At 55.3% G+C, this 26,555-nt stretch carries 18 protein-coding genes; 14 read left to right on the forward strand and 4 right to left on the reverse strand.

Annotated elements, in window-relative coordinates:
• Window positions 1-49 precede the first annotated feature (49 nt).
• The 3 genes from gntR (at window position 50) to gntU (ending at window position 3,062) form a co-directional block, all read left to right on the forward strand.
• Window positions 50-1,045, forward strand: a complete 996-nt coding sequence (gene gntR, locus GC087_RS01730) for a gluconate operon transcriptional repressor GntR (RefSeq protein WP_110268726.1) — start codon at window positions 50-52, stop codon at window positions 1,043-1,045.
• 136 nt (window positions 1,046-1,181) lie between these two features.
• Entirely contained in the window at window positions 1,182-1,718 is a 537-nt protein-coding gene (gene gntK / locus GC087_RS01735; protein ID WP_006121033.1) for a gluconokinase, read from the forward strand.
• Window positions 1,719-1,721: 3 nt separating this feature from the next.
• Window positions 1,722-3,062 carry a gluconate transporter gene (gene gntU, locus GC087_RS01740; RefSeq protein ID WP_324029508.1) on the forward strand — a complete coding sequence of 447 codons (1,341 nt, stop codon included), beginning with the start codon at window positions 1,722-1,724 and terminating at the stop codon, window positions 3,060-3,062.
• Between the two features lie 42 nt (window positions 3,063-3,104).
• Here the strand turns inward: gntU and GC087_RS01745 are convergent, their stop codons facing one another.
• Window positions 3,105-3,698: a YhgN family NAAT transporter gene (locus tag GC087_RS01745; protein WP_006121032.1), complete on the reverse strand. Its 594-nt coding sequence runs from the start codon at window positions 3,696-3,698 to the stop codon at window positions 3,105-3,107.
• Between the two features lie 219 nt (window positions 3,699-3,917).
• On the opposite strand from GC087_RS01745, the gene asd reads away from it, so the two are divergent.
• The 6 genes from asd to glgP all read left to right on the forward strand — a co-directional run bounded on the left by asd (window position 3,918) and on the right by glgP (window position 15,353).
• A complete protein-coding gene (gene asd, locus GC087_RS01750; protein WP_033738171.1) occupies window positions 3,918-5,027 on the forward strand; it encodes an aspartate-semialdehyde dehydrogenase in 1,110 nt (369 codons plus the stop codon).
• Between the two features lie 897 nt (window positions 5,028-5,924).
• Window positions 5,925-8,108 (forward strand): 1,4-alpha-glucan branching enzyme, encoded by a 2,184-nt coding sequence (glgB, locus tag GC087_RS01755; RefSeq protein ID WP_324029510.1) that lies wholly within the window; start codon window positions 5,925-5,927, stop codon window positions 8,106-8,108.
• Window positions 8,105-10,084 (forward strand): glycogen debranching protein GlgX, encoded by a 1,980-nt coding sequence (gene glgX, locus GC087_RS01760; RefSeq protein ID WP_324029512.1) that lies wholly within the window; start codon window positions 8,105-8,107, stop codon window positions 10,082-10,084. The genes glgB and glgX overlap by 4 nt, the downstream gene beginning before the upstream one ends.
• A gap of 13 nt (window positions 10,085-10,097) precedes the next feature.
• Window positions 10,098-11,390: a glucose-1-phosphate adenylyltransferase gene (gene glgC, locus GC087_RS01765; protein ID WP_033738167.1), complete on the forward strand. Its 1,293-nt coding sequence runs from the start codon at window positions 10,098-10,100 to the stop codon at window positions 11,388-11,390.
• Window positions 11,391-11,453: 63 nt separating this feature from the next.
• Window positions 11,454-12,887: a glycogen synthase GlgA gene (gene glgA / locus GC087_RS01770; RefSeq protein ID WP_033738165.1), complete on the forward strand. Its 1,434-nt coding sequence runs from the start codon at window positions 11,454-11,456 to the stop codon at window positions 12,885-12,887.
• An 18-nt stretch (window positions 12,888-12,905) separates the two neighbouring features.
• Window positions 12,906-15,353 (forward strand): glycogen phosphorylase, encoded by a 2,448-nt coding sequence (gene glgP / locus GC087_RS01775; protein WP_033738164.1) that lies wholly within the window; start codon window positions 12,906-12,908, stop codon window positions 15,351-15,353.
• A 1,500-nt stretch (window positions 15,354-16,853) separates the two neighbouring features.
• Here glgP and glpD read toward each other — a convergent pair.
• Window positions 16,854-18,359 (reverse strand): glycerol-3-phosphate dehydrogenase, encoded by a 1,506-nt coding sequence (gene glpD, locus GC087_RS01780; protein WP_262959576.1) that lies wholly within the window; start codon window positions 18,357-18,359, stop codon window positions 16,854-16,856.
• A 231-nt stretch (window positions 18,360-18,590) separates the two neighbouring features.
• On the opposite strand from glpD, the gene glpE reads away from it, so the two are divergent.
• The 5 genes from glpE (at window position 18,591) to malQ (ending at window position 25,203) form a co-directional block, all read left to right on the forward strand.
• A complete protein-coding gene (glpE, locus tag GC087_RS01785) occupies window positions 18,591-18,917 on the forward strand; it encodes a thiosulfate sulfurtransferase GlpE (protein WP_006121025.1) in 327 nt (108 codons plus the stop codon).
• A gap of 29 nt (window positions 18,918-18,946) precedes the next feature.
• Window positions 18,947-19,765, forward strand: a complete 819-nt coding sequence (gene glpG, locus GC087_RS01790; protein ID WP_006121024.1) for a rhomboid family intramembrane serine protease GlpG — start codon at window positions 18,947-18,949, stop codon at window positions 19,763-19,765.
• 39 nt (window positions 19,766-19,804) lie between these two features.
• On the forward strand, window positions 19,805-20,563 hold the full coding sequence (locus GC087_RS01795) for a DeoR/GlpR family transcriptional regulator (RefSeq protein ID WP_006121023.1): 759 nt from the start codon (window positions 19,805-19,807) through the stop codon (window positions 20,561-20,563).
• A gap of 152 nt (window positions 20,564-20,715) precedes the next feature.
• The gene (gene malP / locus GC087_RS01800; RefSeq protein ID WP_324029513.1) at window positions 20,716-23,121 is read left to right on the forward strand and encodes a maltodextrin phosphorylase; all 2,406 of its coding nucleotides are present in this window, start codon (window positions 20,716-20,718) and stop codon (window positions 23,119-23,121) included.
• A gap of 9 nt (window positions 23,122-23,130) precedes the next feature.
• Window positions 23,131-25,203, forward strand: coding sequence for a 4-alpha-glucanotransferase (gene malQ, locus GC087_RS01805; RefSeq protein WP_205958895.1), 2,073 nt, complete (start codon window positions 23,131-23,133; stop codon window positions 25,201-25,203).
• Window positions 25,204-25,240: 37 nt separating this feature from the next.
• Here malQ and nfuA read toward each other — a convergent pair whose 3' ends face one another.
• Together nfuA and gntX are read right to left on the reverse strand one after the other, a co-directional pair.
• Window positions 25,241-25,816 carry a Fe-S biogenesis protein NfuA gene (nfuA, locus tag GC087_RS01810; RefSeq protein ID WP_033741605.1) on the reverse strand — a complete coding sequence of 192 codons (576 nt, stop codon included), beginning with the start codon at window positions 25,814-25,816 and terminating at the stop codon, window positions 25,241-25,243.
• Window positions 25,817-25,874: 58 nt separating this feature from the next.
• Complete coding sequence (gene gntX, locus GC087_RS01815; protein WP_262959573.1) at window positions 25,875-26,555, reverse strand: DNA utilization protein GntX; 681 nt, start codon at window positions 26,553-26,555, stop codon at window positions 25,875-25,877.

Here is a 26,555-nt window from a genome sequence, read left to right on the forward strand (position 1 = left end):
AGTGGTAGACTCGTCATCATGTGCTTTCAGCGAGATCCAGGCGCTTACGATGAAGAAGAAAAGACCGGTTCTACAGGACGTTGCCGATCGTATCGGTATCACCAAAATGACTGTCAGTCGTTATCTGCGCAATCCTGAGCAGGTGTCGGTTGCGCTGGGGGAGAAGATCGCCGTTGCGCTGGATGAATTGGGTTACATCCCCAATCGCGCCCCCGATATGCTGTCCAACGCGACCAGCCGCGCCATCGGCGTGTTGCTGCCCTCGCTGACCAATCAGGTGTTCGCCGATGTTCTGCGGGGAATCGAAGCGGTGACGGATGAAGCCGGTTACCAGACGCTGGTGGCACACTTTGGTTATAACCCGGAAAAAGAGGAGCGCCAGCTGCGGTCGCTGCTTGGCTGGAACATCGATGGCGTGATTCTGACCGAACGCACACATACAGCAGGGACGTTACGCATGCTGGAGGTGGCCGGTATTCCGGTGATTGAAATGATGGACAGCGTTACGCCCTGTCTGGATATGGCGGTAGGCTTTGACAACGTCGAAGCCGCCCGGCAAATGACGCTGGCGATTCTGAAAAAAGGGCACCGTCATACCGTTTATCTGGGCGCGCGCCTGGATGAACGCACGCTGCAAAAGCAGCGGGGTTATGAAAGTGCCATGCGCGAAGCCGGATTAACGCCGCGCAGTGTCATGATGGAAGAAGCCTCCTCTTTCAGTGCCGGTGGCGAATTGCTCCGCGAAGCGCAGCGACGCTATCCTCAGACGGACAGCCTGTTCTGTACCAACGACGATTTGGCGGTGGGCGCGATGTTTGAGTGCCAGCGTCAGGGGCTTCAGGTGCCTTCCCAAATGGCTATTGCCGGTTTTCACGGTCATGATATCAGTCAGGTGGTGACGCCTGCGCTGGCGACGGTTCTGACGCCGCGAGACCAAATAGGTCGTGAATCGGCCGCGTTGTTACTGGCGCGCATTGCCGGTGAAAACCGGGTCAGCCAGCCGCTGGATATGGGATTTGCTATTGTGGAAGGCGGCAGTATCTGATTCGCGCAAATTTATGAGTCAGCTCACACTTTAAGGCTTCAGTCAGTAAAAAGGTTGCCAGAGTGTAATGTCACCAGGAGAATGATAAGCATCATTGTTATCGGTAACATGGCACATTGACTTGCCGGAGTAGAAAATGACGACGCAATCCACGCCACATCACGTTTTTATTTTGATGGGTGTTTCAGGCAGCGGCAAATCCGTTGTGGCAAACCGGGTCTCCCACCAGTTGAACACCGCTTTTCTCGATGGCGATTTTCTTCATCCCCGCGCCAATATCTTAAAGATGGCAGAAGGCCATCCGCTGGACGATAACGACCGTTTGCCATGGTTACAGGCATTGAATGACGCGGCGTTCGCCATGCAACGTACGCAGGCGATCTCCATCATCGTCTGCTCAGCGTTGAAAAAGCATTACCGCGATATGCTTCGACAGGGCAACGACAACCTGCGTTTTGTCTACCTGAAAGGGGATTTCGATACCATCGAATCGCGTCTGAAAGCGCGCAAAGGGCACTTCTTTAAGCCGCAAATGCTGGTAACACAATTTGCGACGCTGGAAGAGCCGGGTGCGGATGAAACGGATGTGCTGGCTGTCGATATCACGCACTCCCTGGACGAGGTTGTAGCGGCAACGGTTGCAACCATTAAGGATGCAATCAATCAAGGCTAGACCATGAATACCGCAACACTTATTTTGACTGCAGCAGGCTCTGTCCTGCTGCTGCTTTTTCTGGTGATGAAAGCCCGGATGCATGCTTTTCTTGCCCTGATGTTGGTTTCTGTAGGCGCGGGTCTGTTGTCGGGCATGCCGCTGGATAAAATCGCGGAAACGATGCAGAAAGGCATGGGCGGCACGCTCGGTTTCTTAGCCATCGTCGTGGCGCTGGGTGCCATGTTTGGCAAGATCCTGCATGAAACCGGGGCGGTGGATCAGATTGCGATTCGCATGCTGAACACCTTTGGCGAGAGCCGGGCGCATTTTGCCATGGGCATTGCCGGCTTAATCTGCGCGTTGCCGCTGTTCTTTGAGGTGGCCGTAGTGCTGCTGATTAGCATCGCATTCGCTGTCGCCAGGCGGACAGGGGATAACCTGGTCAGGCTGGTTATTCCCTTGTTTGCCGGTGTGGCGGCGGCGGCGGCCTTTTTGCTGCCGGGCCCTGCGCCCATGCTGTTAGCTTCGCAAATGCATGCGGATTTCGGCTGGATGATTTTGCTTGGGCTGTGTGCCGCTCTGCCGGGCATGCTGATTGCCGGGCCGTTGTTTGGCAATTTTATCGCGAAGCGCGTAACGTTCAGCGCACCACCGGAAGATCATCAGCCCGACGTTGATGCCGGCAAGTTGCCCTCTTTTGGCTTTAGCCTGGCGCTTATCCTGTTTCCACTTGTGCTGGTCGGGCTGAAAACCATTGGTGCACGCTTCACCGCTGAGGGCTCTACACTTTACGAGTGGCTGGAATTCATCGGGCATCCCTTCATCGCGATTCTGCTGGCCTGCCTGGTCGCTATCTATGGCCTGGCGTACCGTCAGGGCATGGATAAAGAAAAAGTGATGCAGATTTGTGGCAGTGCGCTGCAGCCTGCGGGGATTATTTTGCTGGTAATAGGAGCGGGCGGCGTCTTTAAACAGGTGCTGGTTGATTCTGGCGTAGGGCCGGTACTGGGCAATGCCTTGACCGGTGCCGGGCTGCCGGTTGCCCTGGCCTGTTTTATTCTGTCCGGTGCGGTCCGGGTGATTCAGGGGTCGGCGACGGTGGCCTGCCTGACGACGGTGGGCTTGATCATGCCGGTGATAGAACCGTTGCATTACTCCGGCGCACAGCTGGCAGCCTTGTCCATCTGCATCGGCGGCGGTTCCATTATTATCAGCCATGTTAATGATGCGGGCTTCTGGTTGTTTGGCCGCTTCACCGGCGCGACCGAAGGTGAAACGCTCAAGACATGGACGCTGATGGAAACCATTTTAGGCACCGTGGGCGCGGTGGTCGGGATGATCGCCTTTACCCTGCTCACCTGAGCGATTTAACCCGGGCAACGCTGCCCGGGTTAACGCCGACAACTATAGCTTCAGATACACACGAATCCCGTCTAAAAACATCTGCGTCGCCAGCATAATCAGGATCAATCCCATCAGGCGTTCCAGTGCGTTAACGCCTTTGTCCCCCAGCAGACGCAGAAACAGGCCCGATAACAGCAGGATCATCACCGTTACGCCCCAGGCGATGAGTAAGGCTCCAACCAGGTGCGACATCTGGTTTGGATACTGGTGAGATAACAGCATCAGTGTCGCCAGCAGTGAAGGCCCCGCCACCAGTGGGATGGCCAGTGGCACCAGAAAGGGTTCTTCGCCCGCCGGTAACCCGGTACTGCTGCTTTCCGGCGAGGGGAAAATCATCTTAATAGCGATTAAAAACAGAATAACGCCACCGGAAATGGAGACGGTTTCGGTACGCAGATTAAGGAAGGCCAGAATGCGTTCGCCCGTGAATAAAAACAACAACATGATGATAAGGGCAATCAGCATTTCGCGAATAAGCACGACGCGCCGACGTTTGGGTTCCAGATGCTTTAAAACCGACATAAAAATCGGCAAATTGCCCAACGGATCCATTATTAACAACAACAATATTGTTGCTGAGATCATTTCAGTCATTCGTTTAACATCTTCTCGTTATAGATAAAGCCGGGTTATTAGCAGGGCTGCTGAAAAAGTTGGCCCGATTACATTAATTCACTTGCCAGAAAATCTGCATTTTGTAGAGTTAATCATCACAGGCAACGTTGATTATTACGCAGAGTGGCGTGAAAGTACCACGACACTTTTCCCTTCGATGAGAAAGTCAGGTGTTTATCACCCTGAAACGGATATGACATGAAGAATGTAGGTTTAGTGGGTTGGCGCGGTATGGTGGGTTCAGTGCTGATGTCCCGCATGAGTGAAGAACGTGATTTTGATGTAATCAATCCGGTCTTCTTCTCCACTTCACAACATGGTGAAGCGGCCCCGACGTTTGCGGGCAAACAGCAGGGAACATTGCAGGACGCCTTTGATATTGACGCGTTGAAGGCGCTGGATATCATCATTACTTGCCAGGGCGGCGACTATACCTCTGAGGTGTATCCGAAATTGCGTGCCAGTGGCTGGAATGGCTACTGGATTGATGCGGCGTCCACGCTGCGCATGAAAGACGATGCCATTATTATCCTGGATCCGGTTAACCATCAGGTTATTCGTCAGGGCATCGACAGCGGCATCAAAACTTTTGTTGGCGGCAACTGTACGGTGAGTCTGATGTTGATGTCACTGGGCGGCCTGTTCGCACATGATTTGGTTGAATGGGTTTCCGTGGCTACGTATCAGGCTGCGTCCGGGGGCGGTGCCCGTCACATGCGCGAGCTGCTCACACAGATGGGCATGCTGCACGATCACGTGGCGACCTCGTTGCAAAATCCTGCCTCTGCCATTCTGGATATCGAACGTAGCGTGACGGATTTCACGCGCTCTGGCACGTTGCCGACGGATAATTTCGGCGTGCCGTTAGCGGGCAGCCTGATTCCGTGGATCGACAAGCAGCTTGATAATGGCCAAAGCCGCGAAGAGTGGAAAGGACAGGCTGAGACTAACAAGATTCTGGCGACCCCGCGCGTCATTCCTGTCGATGGACTTTGCGTCCGTGTCGGTGCGCTGCGCTGTCACAGTCAGGCTTTCACGCTGAAACTTAAAAAGGATCTGCCGCTGGCCGAGATTGAGCAACTGCTGGCGTCCCATAATGAATGGGTAAAAGTCGTGCCTAACGATCGTGAAATCACTATGCGTGAACTGACGCCTGCGGCGGTAACGGGGACGCTGAACACGCCGGTCGGCCGTCTGCGCAAACTGAATATGGGACCAGAATACCTCTCGGCCTTTACCGTGGGCGATCAGCTACTGTGGGGTGCGGCTGAGCCGTTGCGCCGCATGTTACGTCTGTTGATCGACTAAATCTGAAAGACGAAAAAGACCGGGTTTTTCCGGTCTTTTTTCTACAAATCCCTGCAAACTGTTCTACCGTTACGATCACTAAGTGATCCGCTTCCCCTTTTTGCCTGTCCAGAAATAAATTTTTGCTGATCTGCTCTGTCAACGCTCGCCGCCAAGCTATGATTTAACAAGGGCGTGTAACAGACGGGCTGTTTTAATGTATTCACTAACTGGTTGTTGTGGCTGGTAAAGACAGACTTTTTTCGGTGCAAGCTGGCCGCGTTTTTTTTCAAAAGGCGCGTGGTTCCGGCGTGTGAGCAGCATCCTGTCACACTGTTAACGCACACTCGGCAGTTGTCCGTTTTATGTCATGTTAAAGCGGCCAGGGAAATGTCGCCGTGGCTCACGGCTCCCGGCGCGTAAGACAGGTGGCGAGTCCGGCAGGCCGTTGACCGCCTTTCGTCCATACGGCACGCAGGCAAGATGATCGCGCCAAAAAAAGATACTGCATTTGAGTGAAGATTATGAGACATAGATCCGTTATGTATTAATATATTTTACTGTTTTTCATCATTGTGCAAGGGCGCTCACATACCGGCTCCGCGGTTTAAGTCGACGGTATACAGGAAAATCGTCCGAATGGCGCAGGATTGCATCAGGAACCGGACGGTAGGAAAAAGTCAAAATTATCTAATGTCTCGGAGTGCCGGATAGTCGTCTGGTGATACTGCGGGATTGGCATCAAGCAGACAGGCTTAATGCTTACTGGTTGTGATTTAAGGAGGCGCGTGGTGACAAGCGTTTTTTGCTGGCGCCCACGCCGCTGTACTCATGGCTCAATGAAGAGCAGCGCAAGAGATATGCGATAGCGCGTGCATCGTGGTCTTTTAGCCTGCCAACTATCACAGGAAGAAAGTCATGTCAGAGCTACCCGATCGCCAGGCGATCAATGCCCTTTTTGCGGGTAACTATTCCGACCCCTTTTCGCTGCTGGGGATGCATAAAACGGAAAACGGTCTTGAAGTGCGGGCGTTGCTCCCCGAGGCCCTTGAAGTCTGGGTTATCGAAACCTCCACAGGACGTAAGCTTGCTCAACTGAAATGCGATGACGCGCGCGGGTTTTTCAGCGGCGTTATTCCTCGTCGTAAAAATCCCTTTCGCTATCAACTGGCTGTGAACTGGCATGGTCAGCAAAACCTCATCGATGATGCTTACCGCTTTGGTCCTCTGTTGCAGGAGATGGATTTGTGGCTGCTGGCGGAAGGAACTCACCTTCGGCCTTATGAAACCCTGGGCGCGCACGGTGATGTGATTGATGGCGTCATCGGCACGCGTTTCTGCGTCTGGGCTCCTAATGCGCGTCGTGTCTCCGTTGTCGGTGATTTCAACTTTTGGGATGGCCGTCGCCATCCGATGCGTTTGCGCCAGGAAATGGGGGTCTGGGAGCTGTTTGTTCCCGGGGCCATTAACGGGCAGCTCTATAAATTTGAAATCATCGATGCGCAGGGTCAGTTGCGAATCAAAGCCGATCCCTATGCCTTTGAGGCGCAAATGCGGCCACAAACGGCCTCGATGATTTGTGGCCTGCCAGAAAAAGTCGAGATGTCCGAGGCCCGTAAAGCGGCCAATGATTTCGACAAGCCTGTTTCTATTTACGAAGTTCACCTGGGATCGTGGCGCCGCCATACCGACAACAACTTCTGGCTCAGCTACAAAGAGCTGGCTGAACAGTTGGTGCCTTACGTGAAAGAGATGGGGTTTACCCATATCGAATTGCTGCCCATCAATGAGCATCCTTTTGACGGCAGTTGGGGCTATCAGCCGCTGGGCATGTATGCGCCCACGCGCCGTTTTGGCACCCGGGATGATTTCCGTCACTTTATCGAGGCGGCCCATGCGGCGGGACTCAACGTTCTGCTGGACTGGGTGCCAGGCCATTTCCCCAGCGATGACTTTGGCCTGGCGAAATACGATGGCACAGAACTGTACGAACACAGCGATCCGCGTGAAGGCTACCATCAGGACTGGAACACACTGATTTACAACTTTGGTCGCCGCGAAGTCAGTAACTATCTGTCAGGCAATGCGCTTTACTGGCTGGAACGTTTTGGTATTGATGGTCTGCGCGTGGATGCCGTTGCTTCAATGATCTATCGCGATTACAGCCGCGCCGAGGGCGAATGGATCCCCAATCAATATGGCGGTCGGGAAAATCTCGAAGCGATTAACTTCCTGCGCTACACCAACCGCACGCTGGGGCATGTCGCGCCCGGTACGGTGACGATGGCCGAAGAGTCTACCGATTATCCCGGCGTTTCACGTCCTCCTGAAAGCGGCGGCCTGGGATTCTGGTACAAATGGAATCTGGGCTGGATGCATGACACGCTCGACTACATGAAGCTCGATCCCGTTCATCGCCGTTACCATCACAACCTGATGAGCTTTGGCATCATGTACAACTACAGCGAAAACTTTGTCCTGCCGTTGTCCCATGACGAGGTGGTGCACGGTAAACGCTCTATCCTGGATCGCATGCCCGGCGACGCCTGGCAAAAATTTGCCAACCTCCGCGCCTACTACGGCTGGATGTGGGCATTCCCGGGTAAAAAACTGCTGTTTATGGGCAACGAATTCGCACAGGGCAAAGAGTGGAACCATGATGTCAGCCTGGACTGGCATTTGCTGGAAGGGGAAGACAACTGGCACCACGGTGTGCAGCGTCTGGTGCGTGATTTGAACCATACCTACCAATATTACACCCCGCTTCATCAGCTTGATTTCGATCCGGCCGGATTCGAATGGCTGGTGGTGGATGACGCCGAACATTCAGTTTTTGCCTTTGTGCGTCGCGATCGTGAAGGCAATGAAATCATTGTCGTCAGCAACTTTACGCCTGTACCGCGGCCGGGCTATCGCTTTGGCGTCAATCAGGCGGGCAGCTGGCGCGAAGTCATCAATACCGATCAGCATGACTATCACGGCAGCGACGTACGTAATCATCGTGTTCATACCGATCAGCAGGAAAGCCACGGTCGTCCCCAGTCACTGAGCCTGAACTTACCGCCGCTGGCGACGGTATGGTTGGTGCGGGAGGGAGAATGATCGTGCGTGCCGGACATCCCCACCCGCTGGGTGCCAGCTATGACGGGAAGGGCGTAAACTTTACGCTGTTCTCCCATCATGCTGAGCGCGTTGAACTCTGCCTGTTCGACGAGAACGGGCTTGAGCAGCGCGTTGAACTCCCTGCGCGTAGCGGCGATATCTGGCACGGTTATCTTCCGGGCGTCCAGCCCGGACAGCGCTATGGTTACCGGGTTTATGGCCCCTGGGCACCGCAGGCGGGGCATGTTTTCAATCCCGCCAGGCTGCTGGTCGATCCCTGTGCCAAAGCAGTGCTGGGCGACATCCCCGACGATCCGCGTTTCCACTGTGGCTACACGGAGCCCGACACACGCGATAACGCGGCGCTGGCACCCAAATCTGTCGTGGTGATGGAGGATTTCGACTGGCAGGGAGATCAGGCGCCGCGCACGCCATGGGGCAGCAGCGTGATTTATGAAACCCATGTTCGCGGTTTGACCCAGCTGCATCCCGGTATTCCTGAGGCACTGCGTGGCACTTATGCCGCACTGGCGCATCCTGTGATGATCGATTACCTGCTCCAACTGGGCATTACGGCTATCGAGTTACTGCCTGTGGCCCACTTTGCCAGCGAGCCGCGCCTGTTGCGTCTGGGCTTAACCAACTACTGGGGCTATAACCCTTTTGCCCTCTGGGCGGTCGATCCTCGTTATGCTTCCGGCCAGGATGGGCTGTCTCCGCTGCAGGAGTTTCAGCAGACGGTGAAGCGCCTGCATGCTGCGGGCATCGAAGTGCTCCTGGACGTGGTGTTTAACCATACGGCAGAACTGGATGAGACCGGGCCGACAATATCCTTTCGCGGCATCGACAATGCCAGCTATTACTGGCTCGACGACCAGGGCGGTTATCACAACTGGACTGGCTGCGGTAACACACTCAATCTGAGCCATCCTCAGGTCATGAACTGGATACTGGAGGCGTTGCGCTACTGGGTGCGCGTCTGCCACGTGGATGGCTTTCGCTTTGATCTGGCACCGGTTCTGGGGCGTGAGCCTGACTACCATCGCGACGCCGCGCTGTTCGAGGCCATACGCGGCTGCCCGATCCTCTCAACGGTCAAACTGATTGCCGAGCCCTGGGATATTGGCCCCAATGGTTATCAGGTAGGGAATTTCCCCGCACAGTTTGCTGAGTGGAACGATCAGTTTCGTGACACGGCCCGCCGGACGTGGCTGCATGGGGATGTGACGATGGGGGATTTTGTCCGCCGGTTTGCCGCCTCAAGCGACCTTTTTCAGCACAATGGCCGCAAGCCCCATGCCAGCCTGAATATGATCACCGCGCATGATGGTTTCACGCTGCGCGATCTGGTGAGCTTCAGTCAAAAACATAATGAAGCCAACGGCGAACAAAACCGTGACGGACACGGTAACAATTACAGCCATAACCATGGTACAGAAGGATTGGTGGTCAGTGCGGATGTGGCCCAGCGCCGCAGGCGCAGCACGGAAGCGCTGCTGACGACGTTGTTGCTTGCTCAGGGCACACCGATGCTGCTGGCCGGGGACGAGCGTGGTCAAACCCAGCACGGCAACAATAATGCTTACTGCCAGGACAACCCACTGACCTGGCTCAAGTGGGACGATGAAGAAAAAGGCCTTGTCGACTTTACCGCATCGCTGATTCACCTGCGTAAGCGCATTCCGGCACTCACTGCGGATAGCTGGTGGCAGAACGAGGACGGCAATGTCGAGTGGCTGGATGACCAGGGTAAACCTGTGGATGAAGGCGGCTGGAAGCAGGGCATGCGCAGGTTGCAAATTCTGCTCTCTGGTTGCTGGTTAATAACAATAAATGCGACAGATACGCAATGTGATATCGCCTTACCAGACGGAGAATGGCACGTCCTTCCTCCTTTTACCGGGGAATGTAACCCCATCCGATTAACTGTCTGGCATGGTCCCGCACACGCTGTGTGTGTGTTCCAAAAGCAATGATAAGGAGTCAGACATGGTTAAATTAGAAAGAGCAGAACATCTTATGCTGGCGCGCCAGCTCCCTACACAAACCATCGCCCTTGTACTCGCTGGAGGACGCGGGACGCGCCTGGTGGATCTGACCGCCAAACGCGCCAAGCCCGCCGTTCATTTTGGCGGCAAATTCCGCATTATCGATTTTGCGCTCTCCAACTGTGTTAACTCCGGCATTCGCCGTATCGGCGTCATTACGCAGTATCAATCTCATACGTTAACCCAACATATTCAGCGTGGTTGGTCTATCTTCAACGAAGAGATGAATGAATTTGTTGATCTGCTTCCGGCTCAGCAGCGGTTTTCCACTGAGCACTGGTATCGCGGCACAGCGGATGCGGTGACCCAGAACCTCGACGTTATCCGGCGTTACAACGCGCAGTATGTGGTTATCCTGGCAGGCGATCACATCTACAAAATGGATTACTCCAGAATGCTGCTGGATCACGTGCTGAACGATGCCCGCTGCACGATCGCGTGTCTGCCGGTGCCCGTCGCAGAGGCGACCGCGTTTGGTGTGATGGCGGTTGACGAAAACAATAAAGTAATCGATTTCGTGGAGAAGCCGCCGAAGCCGCCAACCATGCCGGGCGATGACACAAAATCGCTGGCCAGCATGGGGATTTACGTTTTCGACGCCGAGTATCTCTATGGTTTGCTGGAGGACGATCTGCATCAGGCCGGTTCAAGCCACGATTTCGGCAAAGATATTTTGCCGAAGGTCGTAGAAAGTGGTGAGGGCTACGCCCATTCATTTGCGATCTCTTGTGTGCAAAACGATCACGAGGCTCCGCCTTACTGGCGGGATGTCGGTACGCTGGAGGCTTACTGGCGTGCGAACCTCGATTTGGCCTCGGTCACACCGGAACTGGATATGTACGACAGCAGCTGGCCGATTCGTACCCATATGGAACCCTTACCCCCGGCGAAGTTTGTCCAGGACCGTTCCGGTAGCCATGGTATGACAATGAATTCCCTGGTCTCTGGCGGCTGCATTATTTCGGGCTCGGTGGTCGTGAATTCGGTTATGTTTTCCCGCGTGCGGGTGAACTCATTTTGCAACATTGATTCAACGGTACTGCTGCCTGATGTGGTGGTTGGCCGATCCTGTCGTCTGCGCCGCTGCGTCATTGACCGCGCCTGTGTGTTGCCAGAAGGGATGGTGATTGGTGAAAACCCTGATGAAGACAGCCGCCGCTTTTTCCGTTCAGAAGAAGGCATTGTACTGGTAACCCGCGCCATGCTGGCCAAACTCAGTAGTGCGGGACAATAAACGACAAGCGGCACACAACCCATCGGCACGAGGATCGTGCCTGGTAACTTAATGAGGTCGAGGATGCAGGTTTTACATGTCTGTTCAGAACTTTTCCCGCTGTTGAAAACGGGCGGGCTGGCTGATGTAGTCGGGGCATTACCTCAGGCACAAATTGCGGGTGGAACAGATACGCGAGTGTTACTTCCCGCGTTTCCTGCATTACGTAAAGGAATACCGGATACGCAGTTGGTGGCGGAGTTGCAGACGTTTGCCGGGCCCGTTCGCTTACTGTTTGGGCAGTTTGATGGGGTAGGCATTTACCTTATTGATGCCCCTGATCTCTATGATCGTCCGGGTAGTCCTTATCATGATGAATCGCAGTTTGCCTACGTCGACAACTATTTACGCTTTGCTTTACTGGGGTGGATGGGCTGTGAGTTAGGCTGCGGTCTGGACAGCTACTGGCGGCCCGATATCGTCCACGCACACGACTGGCATGCAGGGCTGACCTGTGCCTATCTTGAAGCGCGTGGACGGCCTGCAAAATCCGTTTTCACCGTGCATAACCTGGCCTATCAGGGACTGTTTTCCGCGCATCATCTGGATCAGATTCAGCTGCCACAATCCTTTTTTAATATGTACGGCCTGGAGTTTTTTGGACAGATCTCGTATCTGAAAGCGGGCCTGTTTTACGCAGATCATGTGACGGCCGTAAGCCCAACCTATGCGCATGAAATCACCACGCCCGAATACGGTTACGGCATGGAAACCCTGCTGGCCCAACGGATGCGCGAAGGGCGTTTAAGCGGTGTGTTAAATGGTGTCGATCCGGCAATCTGGGATCCCTCCCATGATCTGCTGCTGAGCTCACGCTATAACCGCGATACGCTGGAAGCCAAAGCGGAAAACAAGCGTCAGCTGCAGGTGGCAATGGGACTGAAGGTGGACGACAAAGCCCCCGTCTTTGCCGTGATCAGCCGCCTGACCCGACAGAAAGGGCTGGATCTGGTACTGGAAGCGCTGCCCGGTTTGCTGGCTCAGGGCGGACAACTGGTGCTGTTAGGGCAAGGTGATGCCGAACTGCAACAGGGTTTTCTGGCCGCTGCGGCGGAACATCCTGGCAGTGTTGGCGTACAGATTGGCTACCACGAAGCGTTTTCGCATCGCATTGTTGGCGGCGCGGATGTCATCATGGTGCCAAGCCGCTTCGAGCCTTGTGGTCTGACACAGCTCTACGGACTGAAATATGGCACCCTGCCATTAGTGCGTCGCACGGGCGGCCTGGCCGATACGGTAAACGACAGTTCGCTGGAAAACCTTGCGGATGGTATTGCCAGTGGATTCAGTTTTGAAGACAGTAATGCCTGGTCTTTATTAAGGGCCATTCGTCGCGCGTTTGTGTTGTGGTCTCGCCCTTCACTGTGGCGTTATGTGCAGCGTCAGGCGATGGGGATGGATTTTAGCTGGCAGGTCGCCGCTCAAGCCTACCGCGATCTTTATCAACGTTTGTTGTAACGGATTGGGAAACTGAAAATGAATACACCATTCACTTACGCTTCACCTACGTTGACGGTTGATGCTTTAAAGCACTCAATTGCATACAAACTGATGTTCACCATTGGTAAAGACCCTTCCATTGCGAATAAACACGAATGGCTGAACGCCGCACTGCTGGCCGTGCGCGATCGTATGGTTGAGCGCTGGCTGCGCTCTAACCGCGCGCAACTTTCTCAGGATGTGCGGCAGGTTTATTACCTGTCGATGGAATTTCTGATGGGGCGCACGTTGGGCAATGCTCTGCTGGCGATGGGGATCTACGACGATCTCAATCTGGCGCTCGACGAAATGGGCCTCGATCTGGCCGAGTTGATGGAAGAAGAGAACGATCCCGGTCTGGGTAACGGTGGCCTGGGTCGCCTCGCGGCCTGCTTCCTGGACTCGCTGGCAACGCTCGGTATGCCGGGCCGCGGCTACGGCATTCGCTACGATTACGGCATGTTCAAACAGAATATTGTGGATGGCGAGCAGAAAGAGTCACCGGATTACTGGCTTGAATACGGCAACCCGTGGGAGTTCCAGCGTTTCAACACCCGTTATAAAGTTCGCTTCGGTGGCCGTGTTCAGCACGAAGGGGCCAAGGTTCGCTGGCTGGAAACCGAAGAGATTCTGGCTATGGCCTACGATCAAATCATCCCCGGCTACGATACGGATTCTACTAACACGTTACGTTTGTGGGGCGCGCAGGCCAGTAACGAAATCAACCTGGGTAAATTCAATCAGGGTGACTATTTTGCGGCTGTGGAAGACAAGAACCACTCAGAAAACGTGTCCCGCGTGCTTTACCCCGACGACTCAACCTATTCCGGTCGGGAACTGCGTTTGCGCCAGGAATATTTCCTCGTGTCGGCTACCGTGCAGGACATTCTGAATCGTCACTGGACGATGCACCGGACCTGGGGCAACCTGGCGGACAAAATTGCCATTCACCTCAATGACACCCATCCGGTGCTGGCGATTCCCGAGCTGATGCGGTTGTTGATTGATGAGCATAAATTTACCTGGGATGATGCGTTCGATGTGTGCTGCCAGGTGTTTTCGTATACCAACCACACCTTGATGAGCGAAGCGCTGGAAACCTGGCCGGTAGATATGATTGGCAAGATCCTGCCGCGCCACCTCAGCATCATTTTTGAAATCAACGACTTTTTCCTTAAAACGATTCAGGAATATTATCCTGACGACTGGGATCTGCTGTCGCGCATTTCTATCATTGATGAGAACGACGGGCGCCGGGTGCGCATGGCCTGGCTGGCCGTGGTCGTCAGTCACAAGGTCAATGGCGTTTCAGAGCTGCACTCGAACCTGATGGTTCAGTCCCTGTTTGCCGATTTCTCCCGCCTGTTCCCCGGCCGTTTCTGCAACAAAACCAATGGCGTTACGCCGCGCCGCTGGCTGGCGCTGGCAAACCCACCTCTGTCTGAATTACTGGATGAGCAGATTGGTCGTAACTGGCGGACAGATTTAAGCCAGCTCAGCGAGCTGAAAGCCTGTATCGATTACCCGGCCTTTATTGAGAAAGTGGCGGATGCCAAGCTGGAAAACAAAAAACGGCTCGCCGTCTGGGTAGCGAAAAACCTCGATGTGGTGATCGATCCTAACGCGTTGTTCGACGTTCAGATCAAGCGTATTCATGAGTATAAGCGCCAGTTACTTAACGTCCTGCACGTGATTACCCGTTACAACCGCATCAAGGCCGATCCCGATGCCGAGTGGGTGCCGCGCGTGAATATTTTTGCGGGTAAAGCGGCTTCGGCGTACTACGTTGCCAAGCACATTATCCATTTGATTAACGATGTGGCGAAGGTGATTAACAATGATCCTCAGGTTAAAAATAAGCTGAAGGTCGTCTTTATCCCTAACTACAGCGTGAGTCTGGCGCAGATTATTATTCCGGCAGCCGATCTCTCTGAGCAAATCTCGACGGCAGGTACCGAAGCCTCGGGCACCAGTAACATGAAATTTGCCCTCAACGGTGCGCTGACCATTGGCACGCTGGACGGTGCCAACGTCGAAATGCTGGAGCATGTGGGCAAAGAAAACTTCTTTATTTTTGGTAATACCACTCCGCAGGTCGAAGCCTTGCGTCAGGCAGGCTACAACCCGCGTAAGTACTATGAAGAAGATGCTGAACTGCACCAGGTGCTGACCCAGCTCGCCTCGGGCGTCTTTAGCCCGCAGGATCCGGGCCGCTACCGTAACCTGTTCGATTTGCTGGTGAACTTTGGCGATCACTACCAGTTGCTGGCGGATTACCGCAGTTATGTGGATACGCAGGATAAGGTCGATGAACTGTATCGTCAGCCAGACGAATGGCAGCGCCGCGCCGCCATGAACATCGCCGGCATGGGCTATTTCTCGTCTGACCGCACGATTCAGGAGTATGCGGATGAGATCTGGAATATTTCGCCGGTGAGGTTGTAGCCTGGCGATAAAGTTGAGATTGAGGGGGGCTGGTGACAGCCCCTTTTTTATTGGGGCGTTGTTCGTGGGGTGAGGGTTTACGGTTGTGCGCCGGGAATATTTTGCCCGCGGGGCGGGGGAGATTACGGTTGTGTGTCGGGAATATTTTGCCCGCGGGGCGGGGGAGATTACGGTCGTACACCGGGAGTTTTCCGCCCGCCAGGCGATGGCAGTTTCAGCCTGTCCGTGCAGGCGGCCGGGTTAAGGGGCTTGCGCCAGCCCCTTAACAATCCCGGCGGCCGGCAGCCGTCGCTGTTCCTTCGTCTCTCACTCCGGCCTGACGGACCGTCCGGATGCGCCGTCCCTGGCGCAGCCGTCCTCTGCGCGGCATCCTGCCGCTCCGTCCTGGCCTCCGTTCCCTCCTCAGCGCGCCGGATGCCGGCAGGAAACCCCTGCCTGTGGGATCGTGTTACTGATGTGGTGTGGTGTTGTCTGAGGATTTGTCTGTTTGGCCGCGGGGCGGGGGATATTACGGTCCTGCACCGGGAATTTTCCGCCCGCCAGGCGACAGGGAGTTTCAGCCTGTCCGTGCAGGCGGCCGGGTTAAGGGGCTCGCGCCAGCCCCTTAACAATCCCGGCGGCCGTCAGCCGTCGCTGTTCCTTCGTCTCTCACTGCGGCCTCACGGACCGTCCGGATGCGCCCTCCCTAGCGCAGCCGTCCTCTGCGCGGCATCCCTGCCGCGCCGTCCTGGCCTCCGTTCCCTCCTCAGCGCGCCGGATGCCGGCAGAAAAACCCCCGCCTGTCAGTCCTGGTTTCTTTTAAAAGCGGGTGTTGTCTGTAGTGAATGTGTGCAGTGGGATTCAAAAAAGTTTTTATAAACAGGCATTGATTCAAAACCAGCAGACTGTAGGACTTTCCGGTCACCTACAGCGACACCGGAAGTGGCTTTAACACAGAGATAGTGAAGCGGGGGGTTGGGGCGGCCTTCCCACCCGCTGAGCGGATGAGGGATTTCCGGATGAGCCGACAGGACGTCGGCGAGAGCCGGGCCGCGCCACGGATGGCGCGTCCTGGCGGTCCGCAGAAATCCTGAAGGAGCGAAGGCACCGCAAAGCGGCGGGTGGGCAGGACGGGAGCCCGGGGTCAAGGGGCCGCGGCGGCTGGCGGCCCCTTGTCGGTCGCCCGCACCGGGCTGGCTGAAACTCCAGGCCGTCTGGCGAGCGAAACCCTCTCAGCGCTTCATAAGCTGTCAGCGACTCAAACCTTCTCAGTGCCTGAAAAGACTTCTCGCACAAGCATCAATTATCGGTATCCAAAGCAATAAAAACGCCTGAGCAGGCGCAAATCTCAAAGCGGGGGAGTTGGGCGGCCTTCCCACCCGCTGAGCGGATGAGGGATTTCAGGATGAGCTCACATGACGTCCTGGCGGTAATCTGAACGAGCGAAAGGACCGCGCAGGCAAAAAAAACGGCACAACAGGCCGTAACCTGTTGTGCCGCACGCTCAGCGCTCACGCGCTGTTACGAGGCCAGCGACAGCGTCGGCTTGGCCTTCTCCGCCAGCCACTCAGCGATACGGGCCTGCTGGGCTTCGTTGAGCCACATACCTTGCTTGGTGCGGCGCCAGATAGCGTCGTCGACTTCACGCACCCATTCATGCTGAACAAGGTAACGCAGTTCGGCCTCATAAAACTCGTGGCCAAAGTTCTCACCCAGATCTTCCAGCGACGTTGCATCGTTGAGCAGCAGTTCCGTGTTGCTGCCGTAAGTGCGGGAATAGTGGCGCGCCATGTTTTCAGTAATAAACGGATAACGGCGGCGCAGGCTGGCAGCGTAGTCATCACTGGTGCCAGAGATATTACCGCCGGGCAATACGCAGTTCTTCGTCCAGGCCGGGCCAGCCTTGGGATAATACTTCGCCAGTTTCTCCATCGCATGCTCAGCCAGCTTGCGATAGGTCGTTAATTTACCGCCAAAGACCGACAGTAATGGCGTTTTACCGTTTTCATCACGGACGTCCAGCGTGTAGTCACGGGTGATGGCCTGCGGCGAATCCGATTCATCATCACACAGCGGGCGCACACCGGAATAGGTCCAGACGATATCGTCTGGCGTTAACTGCTTTTTAAAGTGGCCGTTGTACACTTTCAGGATGTAGTCGATTTCGTTGTCGTCAATAGCGACATTTTTCGGATCGCCTTTATATTCCACGTCGGTTGTGCCGATGATGGAAAACTCGTCCATCCACGGAATGACAAACACAATGCGGTTATCTTCGTTTTGCAGGATATAAGCCTGCTTCTCATTGTGAACGCGTGGCACCACGATATGGCTGCCTTTGATCAGGCGGATACCGTAGGGCGACTTCAGCGCCAGCCCGTCGTCAAAGAACTGCTTAACCCAGGGGCCGGCTGCGTTGACCAGACCTTTAGCCTGCCAGGACAAGGTTTTGCCGCTGTCAATGTCTTCTGCTTCGACCATCCACAGGCCATTTTCACGCCACGCGCGGGTAACGCGGGTACGGGTGCGCACTTCACCGCCATGCTTAACCACTTCCTGCGCATTGAGGACGACCATACGGGCATCATCGACCCAGCAGTCGGAATACTCGAAACCACGTTTAATTTCAGGCTTCAGCGCCGAATCCGGCCCAAAGGTCAGGCTTTTACTGCCCGGCAGGCTGGTGCGTTTGCCCAGGTGGTCATACATGAACAGACCGGTGCGAATCATCCAGGCCGGGCGCAGATGCGGACGGTGCGGCAGGCGGAAACGCATCGGGAACGCGATATGCGGTGCCATTTTTAGCAGCACTTCGCGCTCAGCCAGCGCTTCACTTACCAGACGAAACTCATAATGTTCAAGGTAGCGCAGGCCACCATGAATCAGTTTTGAACTGGCGGAAGAGGTCGCGCAAGCCAGGTCCCGCGCCTCTAGCATTAACACCGACAGTCCGCGTCCTGCAGCGTCTGCTGCGATGCCAGCACCGTTGATGCCGCCGCCGATAACGATCAGGTCTTTGGTTTCCACGTTGTCTCCTCCGATGTTCGGAATAGTTCACTTATGTTCGTTTTCGAGCATAATCATAATCGCAAACCAACATTGATGCCAGTATTTAACCGCTTAAAAACAATTTTGCGTGATATGGATAACATTATGTGTGCGGAAAGGTGAGTAGCCACAATTATTGTCAGGTTATTGCCGAGGATTATCGGGTTACACTAGCTGTCATTTTGATGATGAAACATGATGAGAGACACCATGGAAACCTACCAATGTATCGATGTTCACCAGGCGCAGGCGCATCTTGAGCAGGGCGCAGTGCTGGTGGATATTCGCGATGCGCAAAGTTTTGCACTCGGCCATGCCCGCGGCGCCTTGCATTTGTCGAACAGCAACCTCAATGATTTCATCAGCACCACTGACATGAGCCTGCCTGTACTGGTGATGTGCTATCACGGCAACAGCAGTAAGGGCGCGGCGGACTATCTGCATGGTCAGGGATTTGCCACGGCTTACAGTATAGATGGCGGATTTGACGCCTGGCGCGCCGCCTTTCCTCAACAGGTTGCCAGCGGCGCTGAATAAATAAGCGGGCGTAACACGGAGAGTGAGTAATGCGCATTACCCAATTTAATCAGCCGCGCATGGCGCAGGCTTTTGTTGACTACATGGCGACGCGTGGCGTGAAATTGCGTATTGAGCATGAAAGTCACTATGTCATTGTGCTGGATGATGAAAGTCAGCTTTCAATGGTCGAAAACGAACTTCAGGCGTTCGTGCGCGATCCCAATCATCCGCGCTACCAGGCAGCGAGCTGGCAAAGTGGTAAAACCGACAGCGGCCTGCGCTATGAGCGCAGCAACATCTGGGCAAACATACGTGAGCGGGCCGGACCATTGACGACCGTCGTGATGCTGGCCTGTATCGCCGTCTTTATTCTGATGCAGGTGCTGGGCGATCGCACCGTAATGTACTGGTTAGCCTGGCCCGATGCCGATCAGCACTTTGAGGTCTGGCGCTGGTTTAGTCATGCGTTGCTGCATTTTTCGCTGCTGCATATCCTGTTTAACCTGATGTGGTGGTGGTATCTCGGCGGAGCGGTAGAAAAACGGTTAGGCAGCGGCAAACTTTTTGTCATTTTACTGATCTCCGCCCTGCTCAGTGGCTGGCTGCAGGCAAAGTTCAGCGGCATCTGGTTTGGTGGTCTGTCCGGCGTGGTCTATGCATTAATGGGATATTGCTGGCTGCGTGGCGAACGCGATCCTGAGAGTGGTATCTGTCTGGAGCGCGGGTTAATCGGATTTGCCCTCGTCTGGCTGGTGGTCGGCTGGTTTGGGGCCTTTGGTCTGGCCATCGCCAATGCCGCGCACGTGGGTGGGCTACTGGTTGGCCTGGCGATGGCATTTGTTGATACGCGCAAGAAAAAACGCTAGTCACAACGAAGAAGAATAAGCCCGAAACAGGAGAGGAATGTGAAGCAGACGCAACGTCATGACGCCATTATTGATCTGGTTCGGCGTCAGGGATATGTCAGTACTGAGGAGCTGGTCGACCATTTTGAAGTCAGCCCACAAACGATTCGTCGTGATTTAAACGACCTTGCCGATCAAAATAAAATTCAACGGCACCACGGTGGGGCGGCTTTGCCCTCCAGCTCGGAGAACACCGCCTGGCAGGACCGTAAAATGATGTGGTCGGCCGAAAAAGCGCGCATTGCCCAGCGCGTTGCCAGCCAGATTCCCGACGGCGCAACGCTGTTTATTGATATCGGCACTACGCCGGAAGCGGTGGCGCATGCGCTGCTGGGCCACAGCGATCTGCGCGTGGTGACGAACAACCTGAACGTAGCCATGCTGTTGATGGGCAAACCGGACTTCAGAGTCATTATTGCGGGTGGCGAAGTACGTACCCGTGACGGCGCGGTCATGGGCGAAGCGACGCTGGACTTTATTTCACAGTTTCGCCTTGATTACGGCATCCTCGGGATTAGCGGCATTGATATGGACGGATCACTGCTGGAGTTCGACTACCACGAGGTGCGCACCAAGCGCGCCATCATCGAGAACTCACGCTGTGTCATGCTGGTTGTGGATCACTCGAAATTTGGACGTAATGCCATGGTCAACCTGGGCAATATGAGCCAGCTTGATTATCTTTATACCGATAAAATGCCGCCCGCCAGCGTCATGAAGGTGATTGAACAGCACGACGTTCACCTCGAACTTTGCTAATTCCTGCCCGCCAGTGAGTAAACTGGCGTTTTTTACCTCAGTCTGTCGCTTTTTCCCGCACTCACGTATTTAATTAAAACGGTCGCTGGCCATGTTGCCGGCCCATGCGCATGCCATGTTTACCTTACCCATATGGATACAAAGGGAGTGATATGCCACAGCAGAAATTCAATAAATCCCGCTTTCAGGCTGCATTAACCCGCCAATGGCAACATCTTGGCTACACCTCCGCCAGGCAAATGACGCCGCATCAGTGGTGGCAGGCACTCAGTGCCGCAATGAATGATGTGATCAGTGTGCAGCCCACCGCCCGATCCCTCTCGCCACAACGTCATGTGAACTATCTGTCGATGGAATTTCTGCTGGGACGTCTTACGGGCAATAACCTGCTTAATCTGGGCTGGTTTGATGAGGTAAAAGCCCTGCTGGCTGAACATCAGGTTGAGCTGAGCGAACTGCTGGAAGAAGAGGTCGATCCAGCCTTAGGTAACGGCGGCCTGGGAAGGCTGGCGGCCTGTTACATGGACGCCATGGCGACGGCAGGCCAGCCTGCAACCGGACATGGGCTGAATTATCAATATGGCCTGTTCCGCCAGCGCTTCGCAGAGGGCAAACAGGTTGAAGAACCGGATGACTGGGAGCGCGACACCTATCCCTGGTTTCGCCATAACGCAGCGCTGGATGTGCGTGTCGGGCTGGGTGGAAAAGTGATCAAGCGCGATGAAGGTCGCCTGGAATGGGTACCTGCCCTTTATCTTCGCGGGGAAGCCTGGGATCTGCCGATTACGGGATACCGTAACGGGGTGACGCTGCCGTTACGGCTGTGGAAAGCCACCAGCGAACATCCTTTTGACCTGACGCTGTTTAACGATGGTAAGTTTTTACAGGCTGAACAGCAGGGGATTGATGCCGCCAGCCTGACCAAAGTGCTTTATCCCAACGATAATCACCCACAGGGAAAACGCCTGCGCCTGATGCAGCAATATTTTCAGTGTGCCTGCGCAGTGGCGGATATTTTGCGACGTCATCATCAGGCAGGGCGCAGTATCCATGCCCTGCCAGATCATGAAGTGATCCAGCTAAACGATACGCATCCCACTATCGCTATACCGGAAATGCTGCGTGTATTGCTGGATGCGCATCAGCTGAGTTGGGATGAGGCCTGGCATATCACCAGCCGCGTGTTTGCCTATACCAATCACACCTTAATGCCTGAAGCGCTGGAACGCTGGGATGAAAAGCTGATGCGCAGTGTGCTGCCGCGTCATATGGTCATTATCAAAGAGATCAATCGCCGCCTGAAACAGCAGGTTAAACAGCGCTGGCCAGGTGATAAAGCGATATGGAAGAAGCTGGCAGTGGTGGCCGATGGTCAGGTGCGCATGGCAAACCTGTGCGTGGTGAGCGGTTTTGCAGTGAATGGCGTGGCGGCCCTGCATTCCGGCCTGGTCGTGACCGATCTTTTCCCCGAGTACCATCAGCTTTGGCCGCAAAAATTCCACAATGTCACGAACGGCATCACGCCGCGCCGCTGGATTAAGCAGTGTAATCCCGCACTGTCGAGCCTGATTGACGATACGCTTCAATGCGAATGGGTCAGTAATCTGACGGCCCTACAGGGCCTGGAGCCCTGTGCGGATGATCCTGCCTTCCGTGAGCGCTTCCGTGCGGTTAAGCGCCATAACAAAGCGCGTCTGGCTACCTACATTGCGCAGCGCACCGGCATCCTTGTTAATCCAGAAGCGATCTTTGATGTGCAGATCAAGCGACTGCATGAGTATAAGCGTCAGCATTTAGGCCTGTTGCATATTCTGCACTGCTATAAACGCGTTCGCGATAATCCCGATGATGCCAGCATGATTCCCCGCGTGTTTCTCTTTGGTGCCAAAGCCGCACCGGGTTATTACCTGGCAAAAAACATTATCTATGCCATCAACAAGGTGGCAGACGTGGTGAATAACGACCCGCTTGTTGGCGACAAACTCAAAGTCGTCTTTATGCCGGATTACCGCATTACGGCAGCCGAATACCTGATCCCTGCTACCGATCTGTCGGAGCAGATCTCCACAGCGGGCTACGAAGCCTCAGGCACAGGCAACATGAAGCTGGCATTAAATGGCGCACTCACTATTGGCACGCTGGATGGGGCGAATGTAGAAATCGCCGAACAGGTCGGCGAAGAGAACATCTTTATTTTCGGCCATACCGTGGATGAGGTTAAGGCGCTTAAAGCGGCAGGTTACAAGCCGCAAAAGATCCGCAAGCATAACAAAGAGCTGGATGAATTACTGACGTCTCTGAAAAAAGGGAAGTTCAGTAATGGCGATAAGCATGCATTCGACCTAATGTTGGAGAGTCTGACAAAAAATGGCGATCCCTGGCTGGTGCTGGCGGATTATCAGGCTTACGTCGATGCGCAAAAACGCGTTGAGGCGTTATGGCGCGATCAGGAAGCCTGGACGCGCGCCGCCATTCTCAATACGGCACGAGCCGGGTTTTTTAGTTCGGATCGTTCGATTCGGGACTACCAACAGCGCATCTGGCAGGCGCAACGCTAAGGAATTGCGATGACATCCTCTTCACTTGATAAAGCCGCACTGGCGGCAGGAATAGCGCTGACGTACTTCAATGCGAACGGTGAACCGGAAGCGATCAGCGATGAGACAAAGCGTGCCTTGCTTGCCGTGATGGAAAATCCGCAGAAAGCCAGCAAATCACCGCTGCCGCCTGTTGTGGTCTTCAGCGGTAATCGCCAACGCGTGCTGGCGCCACAGATTGACGGTCGCATAAGCTGGCAGTTGCAGACAGAGAAAGGCAAAACTTTTAGCGGAACACTCGAAGGTGGTGCACCCTTTACGCTGCCTTCTCCTCTGGGACAGGGTTATCACCAGCTTACCTTGAGCAAGGGCAAGCGTACGTGGCAGACGAGAGTGATCGTCGCGCCGCGCCGCTGTTATCTCCCCCCGGCCTTGCGTGCCGGAGAGAAACGCTGGGGCGCGCTGGTTCAGCTTTATACCGTGCGTTCAGCAACAAACTGGGGCATTGGTGATTTTGGCGATCTGGAATATTTGCTGGAGCAGCTTGCCGCGCGCGGTGGTGATTTTGTCGGCCTGAATCCCCTGCACGCGCTCTATCCGGCCAGCCCCGCTTTTGCCAGCCCTTACAGTCCGTCGTCCCGTCGCTGGTTAAACATCATCTATATTGATGTGGCACAGGTAGAGGATTTCCAGCAGAGCCGCGCGGCGCAAAAGTGGTGGAAAAGCGCGAAAACCCAAAAAGCACTCAGCAAGGCCCGGGAAAGTGAGTGGGTGGATTACGATGCAGTGATGGCGCTGAAGCTGACGGCGTTGCGCCATAGCTGGACTCAGTTCCAGGCCCGGCGTGCGGAAGATGAGCAGAAACAACGCTTTGCCGAATTTATCCAGCAAGGGGGCGACAGTTTGCGCTATCAGGCCGTTTATGACGGTCTGCAGGCAGACATGCAGCGTGAAGGCTCCGCGCTGACAGGCTGGCCTGCCTGGTCCGAAAGCTGGCGTGACTGCCGCTCCGCGGAGGTGCAGAACTGGTGCGAACAGCACGGCGAGGAGATTGCTTTCTGGCAGTGGTTGCAGTGGCTGGCGCAGCAGCAGTTTTCGCAGTGCTGGGCGCGCAGTCAGGCGCTGGGTATGAGTGTCGGCCTGTACCGCGATCTGGCTGTCGGCGTAGCAGAAGGCAGCGCTGAAACCTGGCACGATCCAGAGCTCTACCGGCTGAAAGCGTCCATCGGCGCGCCGCCCGATCGGCTTGGTCCGCTGGGCCAAAACTGGGGGCTGCCGCCGATGGATCCCCATGTTCTGCAGGCCAGAGGTTATCAGCCCTTTATCGACATCCTGCGTGCGAATATGCGTGACTGCGGCGCGCTACGTATCGACCACGTAATGGCGCTTCTGCGCCTCTGGTGGGTACCGGCGGGTGAAACGGCGGATAAAGGGGCATATGTGGCTTATCCGGTTCACGATCTGTTAGGTATTCTGGCGCTGGAAAGCCACCGACAGGGCTGTATGGTGATCGGTGAGGATTTAGGTACCGTGCCTGAAGAGATCGTCAGTCTGCTGCGCGACAGTGGCGTCTTTTCGTGGAAAGTGTTGTGGTTTGAACAGGGCAGGCAGGGCCAGTATCGCGCGCCCCGGGCCTATCCACGGCAGTCAATCGCCAGCGCCAGCACGCACGATCTGCCCACATTGACAGGGTTCTGGAGTGGCGGCGATTTGCAGCTCGGCGAGGAGCTTGGGCTTTATCCCGATAAAAAAACTGTCCTCAACCTGCAGCAGCAGCGACTGAAGCAAAAGCAGGCGCTGCTCGATGCGCTACATAAAGCGGGCGCGGTGCCGGCACGGAGCGCAAAACAGGCGGCGTCGCTCGCGATGACGCCCGGTCTGAATCAGTCTGTGCACCGCTTTCTGGCGGATACTAACAGTGCACTGCTTGGGTTGCAGCCTGAGGACTGGCTGGGCATGACCACGCCGGTTAACGTGCCGGGCACCGTCGATCAATATCCCAACTGGCGCCGCAAGCTGGTGCAGCCACTGGAAAGCATCTTTGCCGATGATGACGTCAATAAGCTACTGAAAACCGTGACTAAACGGCGAAAGGCGGGATAACGGGAACGCGCGACAGCGGTGCTGTCGCGCGTGAACATCAGTAGAACGAGTGCTCGCCACGCTGGTGCTCAGTAATATCGCGCACGCCTTTCAACTGCGGGAAGGCTGCCAGCAACTCTTTCTCAATGCCATCCTTCAGGGTAACGTCGATCATCGAACAGCCGTTACAGCCGCCACCAAACTGCAGGATAGCAAAACCGTCGTCGGTGATTTCCATCAGCGAAACGCGTCCGCCGTGTCCGGCCAGCTGTGGGTTAATCTGCGCCTGTAAAAGGTACTCAACGCGCTCAACCAGTGGCGCATCGTCAGAAACCTTTCGCATCTTAGCGTTAGGCGCCTTCAGCGTCAGCTGCGAGCCCAGGTTATCGGTGACGAAGTCAATTTCAGCGTCTTCCAGATAGGGCGCGCTCAGTTCATCAACATACGCGGACAGTTTTTCAAACTTAAGTTCAGTATCCGTGGCTTCAACCGCATCGGGTGGGCAGTATGACACGCCGCATTCGGCCGTTGGCGTACCCGGGTTAATCACGAATACGCGAATCTGGGTGCCATCTTCTTGTTTAGACAGCAGTTTTGAAAAATGCTCTTGGGCAGAATCAGTAATTCGGATCATGTCAGTTGCTCAATAGTTGACTAATTTAGTTGGTTATAATACGCCCATCATTCGGGCTCTACAAGGTACGGCACAGGCACCAGATGTGCACGCTGGCTGCGCCTCGCGCCCGGAGCAGCCGGCTGATTTCTTTGACCGTACTGCCGGTGGTGACCACATCATCGATCAGGGCGATATGGCGTCCGGTGACATCGGCTTCAAGATGAAACGCTCCTCGCAAGTTGCGACGACGCTGGCGGGCGCTTAAGTGATGCTGAACGGCACCTGCGCGCCGTCGGTATAACGCCGGACTGAATGCACAGCCCAGCCAGTGAGCCAGGGGTGCGGCCAGCAGGACCGTTTGATTGTAGCCGCGCCACCAGCAGCGTCGTGAATGCAGCGGAACACACATCAGCAGATCGGGACGGCTCGTCCGTTTGCTACGGTACGCATTCAACCAGCTTAACAAAAGCAAACGCGCCAGCATCACCCTTAGTGCGGTCGTCCCGGAGAATTTTAACTGGTTTACCCATGTGCTGAGCGGGGGCTGCCAGGCGCTGACGCAGACTAACGTCTGCCAGGGCGGCGGGTGACGCAGGCAGCGCCCGCAGGTCAGATTGCCAGAAGCGGCAGGCAGACCGCACACCGGGCATAACGGGGGCAGGCGGGGCAACTGGCGCAGACAGACACAGCAAATGCCGTGCCGGGCAAGACGTAGCGGCAACTGGCATAGCCAACACAGGGCGGGCATTGGTAGCAT

Origin of the sequence: Pantoea sp. JZ2, assembly GCF_035191405.1 — a bacterium.
Taxonomy (GTDB): Bacteria; Pseudomonadota; Gammaproteobacteria; order Enterobacterales; family Enterobacteriaceae; genus Pantoea; species Pantoea stewartii.

Excerpts from the sequence above, each read along its gene's own strand:
- gntR (WP_110268726.1), top strand. The coding sequence starts at position 50 with ATGAAGAAGAAAAGACCGGTTCTACAGGACGTTGCCGATCGTATCGGT.
- gntK (WP_006121033.1), top strand. The coding sequence starts at position 1,182 with ATGACGACGCAATCCACGCCACATCACGTTTTTATTTTGATGGGTGTT.
- gntU (WP_324029508.1), top strand. The coding sequence starts at position 1,722 with ATGAATACCGCAACACTTATTTTGACTGCAGCAGGCTCTGTCCTGCTG.
- GC087_RS01745 (WP_006121032.1), bottom strand. The coding sequence starts at position 3,698 with ATGACTGAAATGATCTCAGCAACAATATTGTTGTTGTTAATAATGGAT.
- asd (WP_033738171.1), top strand. The coding sequence starts at position 3,918 with ATGAAGAATGTAGGTTTAGTGGGTTGGCGCGGTATGGTGGGTTCAGTG.
- glgB (WP_324029510.1), top strand. The coding sequence starts at position 5,925 with ATGTCAGAGCTACCCGATCGCCAGGCGATCAATGCCCTTTTTGCGGGT.
- glgX (WP_324029512.1), top strand. The coding sequence starts at position 8,105 with ATGATCGTGCGTGCCGGACATCCCCACCCGCTGGGTGCCAGCTATGAC.
- glgC (WP_033738167.1), top strand. The coding sequence starts at position 10,098 with ATGGTTAAATTAGAAAGAGCAGAACATCTTATGCTGGCGCGCCAGCTC.
- glgA (WP_033738165.1), top strand. The coding sequence starts at position 11,454 with ATGCAGGTTTTACATGTCTGTTCAGAACTTTTCCCGCTGTTGAAAACG.
- glgP (WP_033738164.1), top strand. The coding sequence starts at position 12,906 with ATGAATACACCATTCACTTACGCTTCACCTACGTTGACGGTTGATGCT.
- glpE (WP_006121025.1), top strand. The coding sequence starts at position 18,591 with ATGGAAACCTACCAATGTATCGATGTTCACCAGGCGCAGGCGCATCTT.
- glpG (WP_006121024.1), top strand. The coding sequence starts at position 18,947 with ATGCGCATTACCCAATTTAATCAGCCGCGCATGGCGCAGGCTTTTGTT.
- malP (WP_324029513.1), top strand. The coding sequence starts at position 20,716 with ATGCCACAGCAGAAATTCAATAAATCCCGCTTTCAGGCTGCATTAACC.
- malQ (WP_205958895.1), top strand. The coding sequence starts at position 23,131 with ATGACATCCTCTTCACTTGATAAAGCCGCACTGGCGGCAGGAATAGCG.
- nfuA (WP_033741605.1), bottom strand. The coding sequence starts at position 25,816 with ATGATCCGAATTACTGATTCTGCCCAAGAGCATTTTTCAAAACTGCTG.
- gntX (WP_262959573.1), bottom strand. The coding sequence starts at position 26,555 with ATGCTACCAATGCCCGCCCTGTGTTGGCTATGCCAGTTGCCGCTACGT.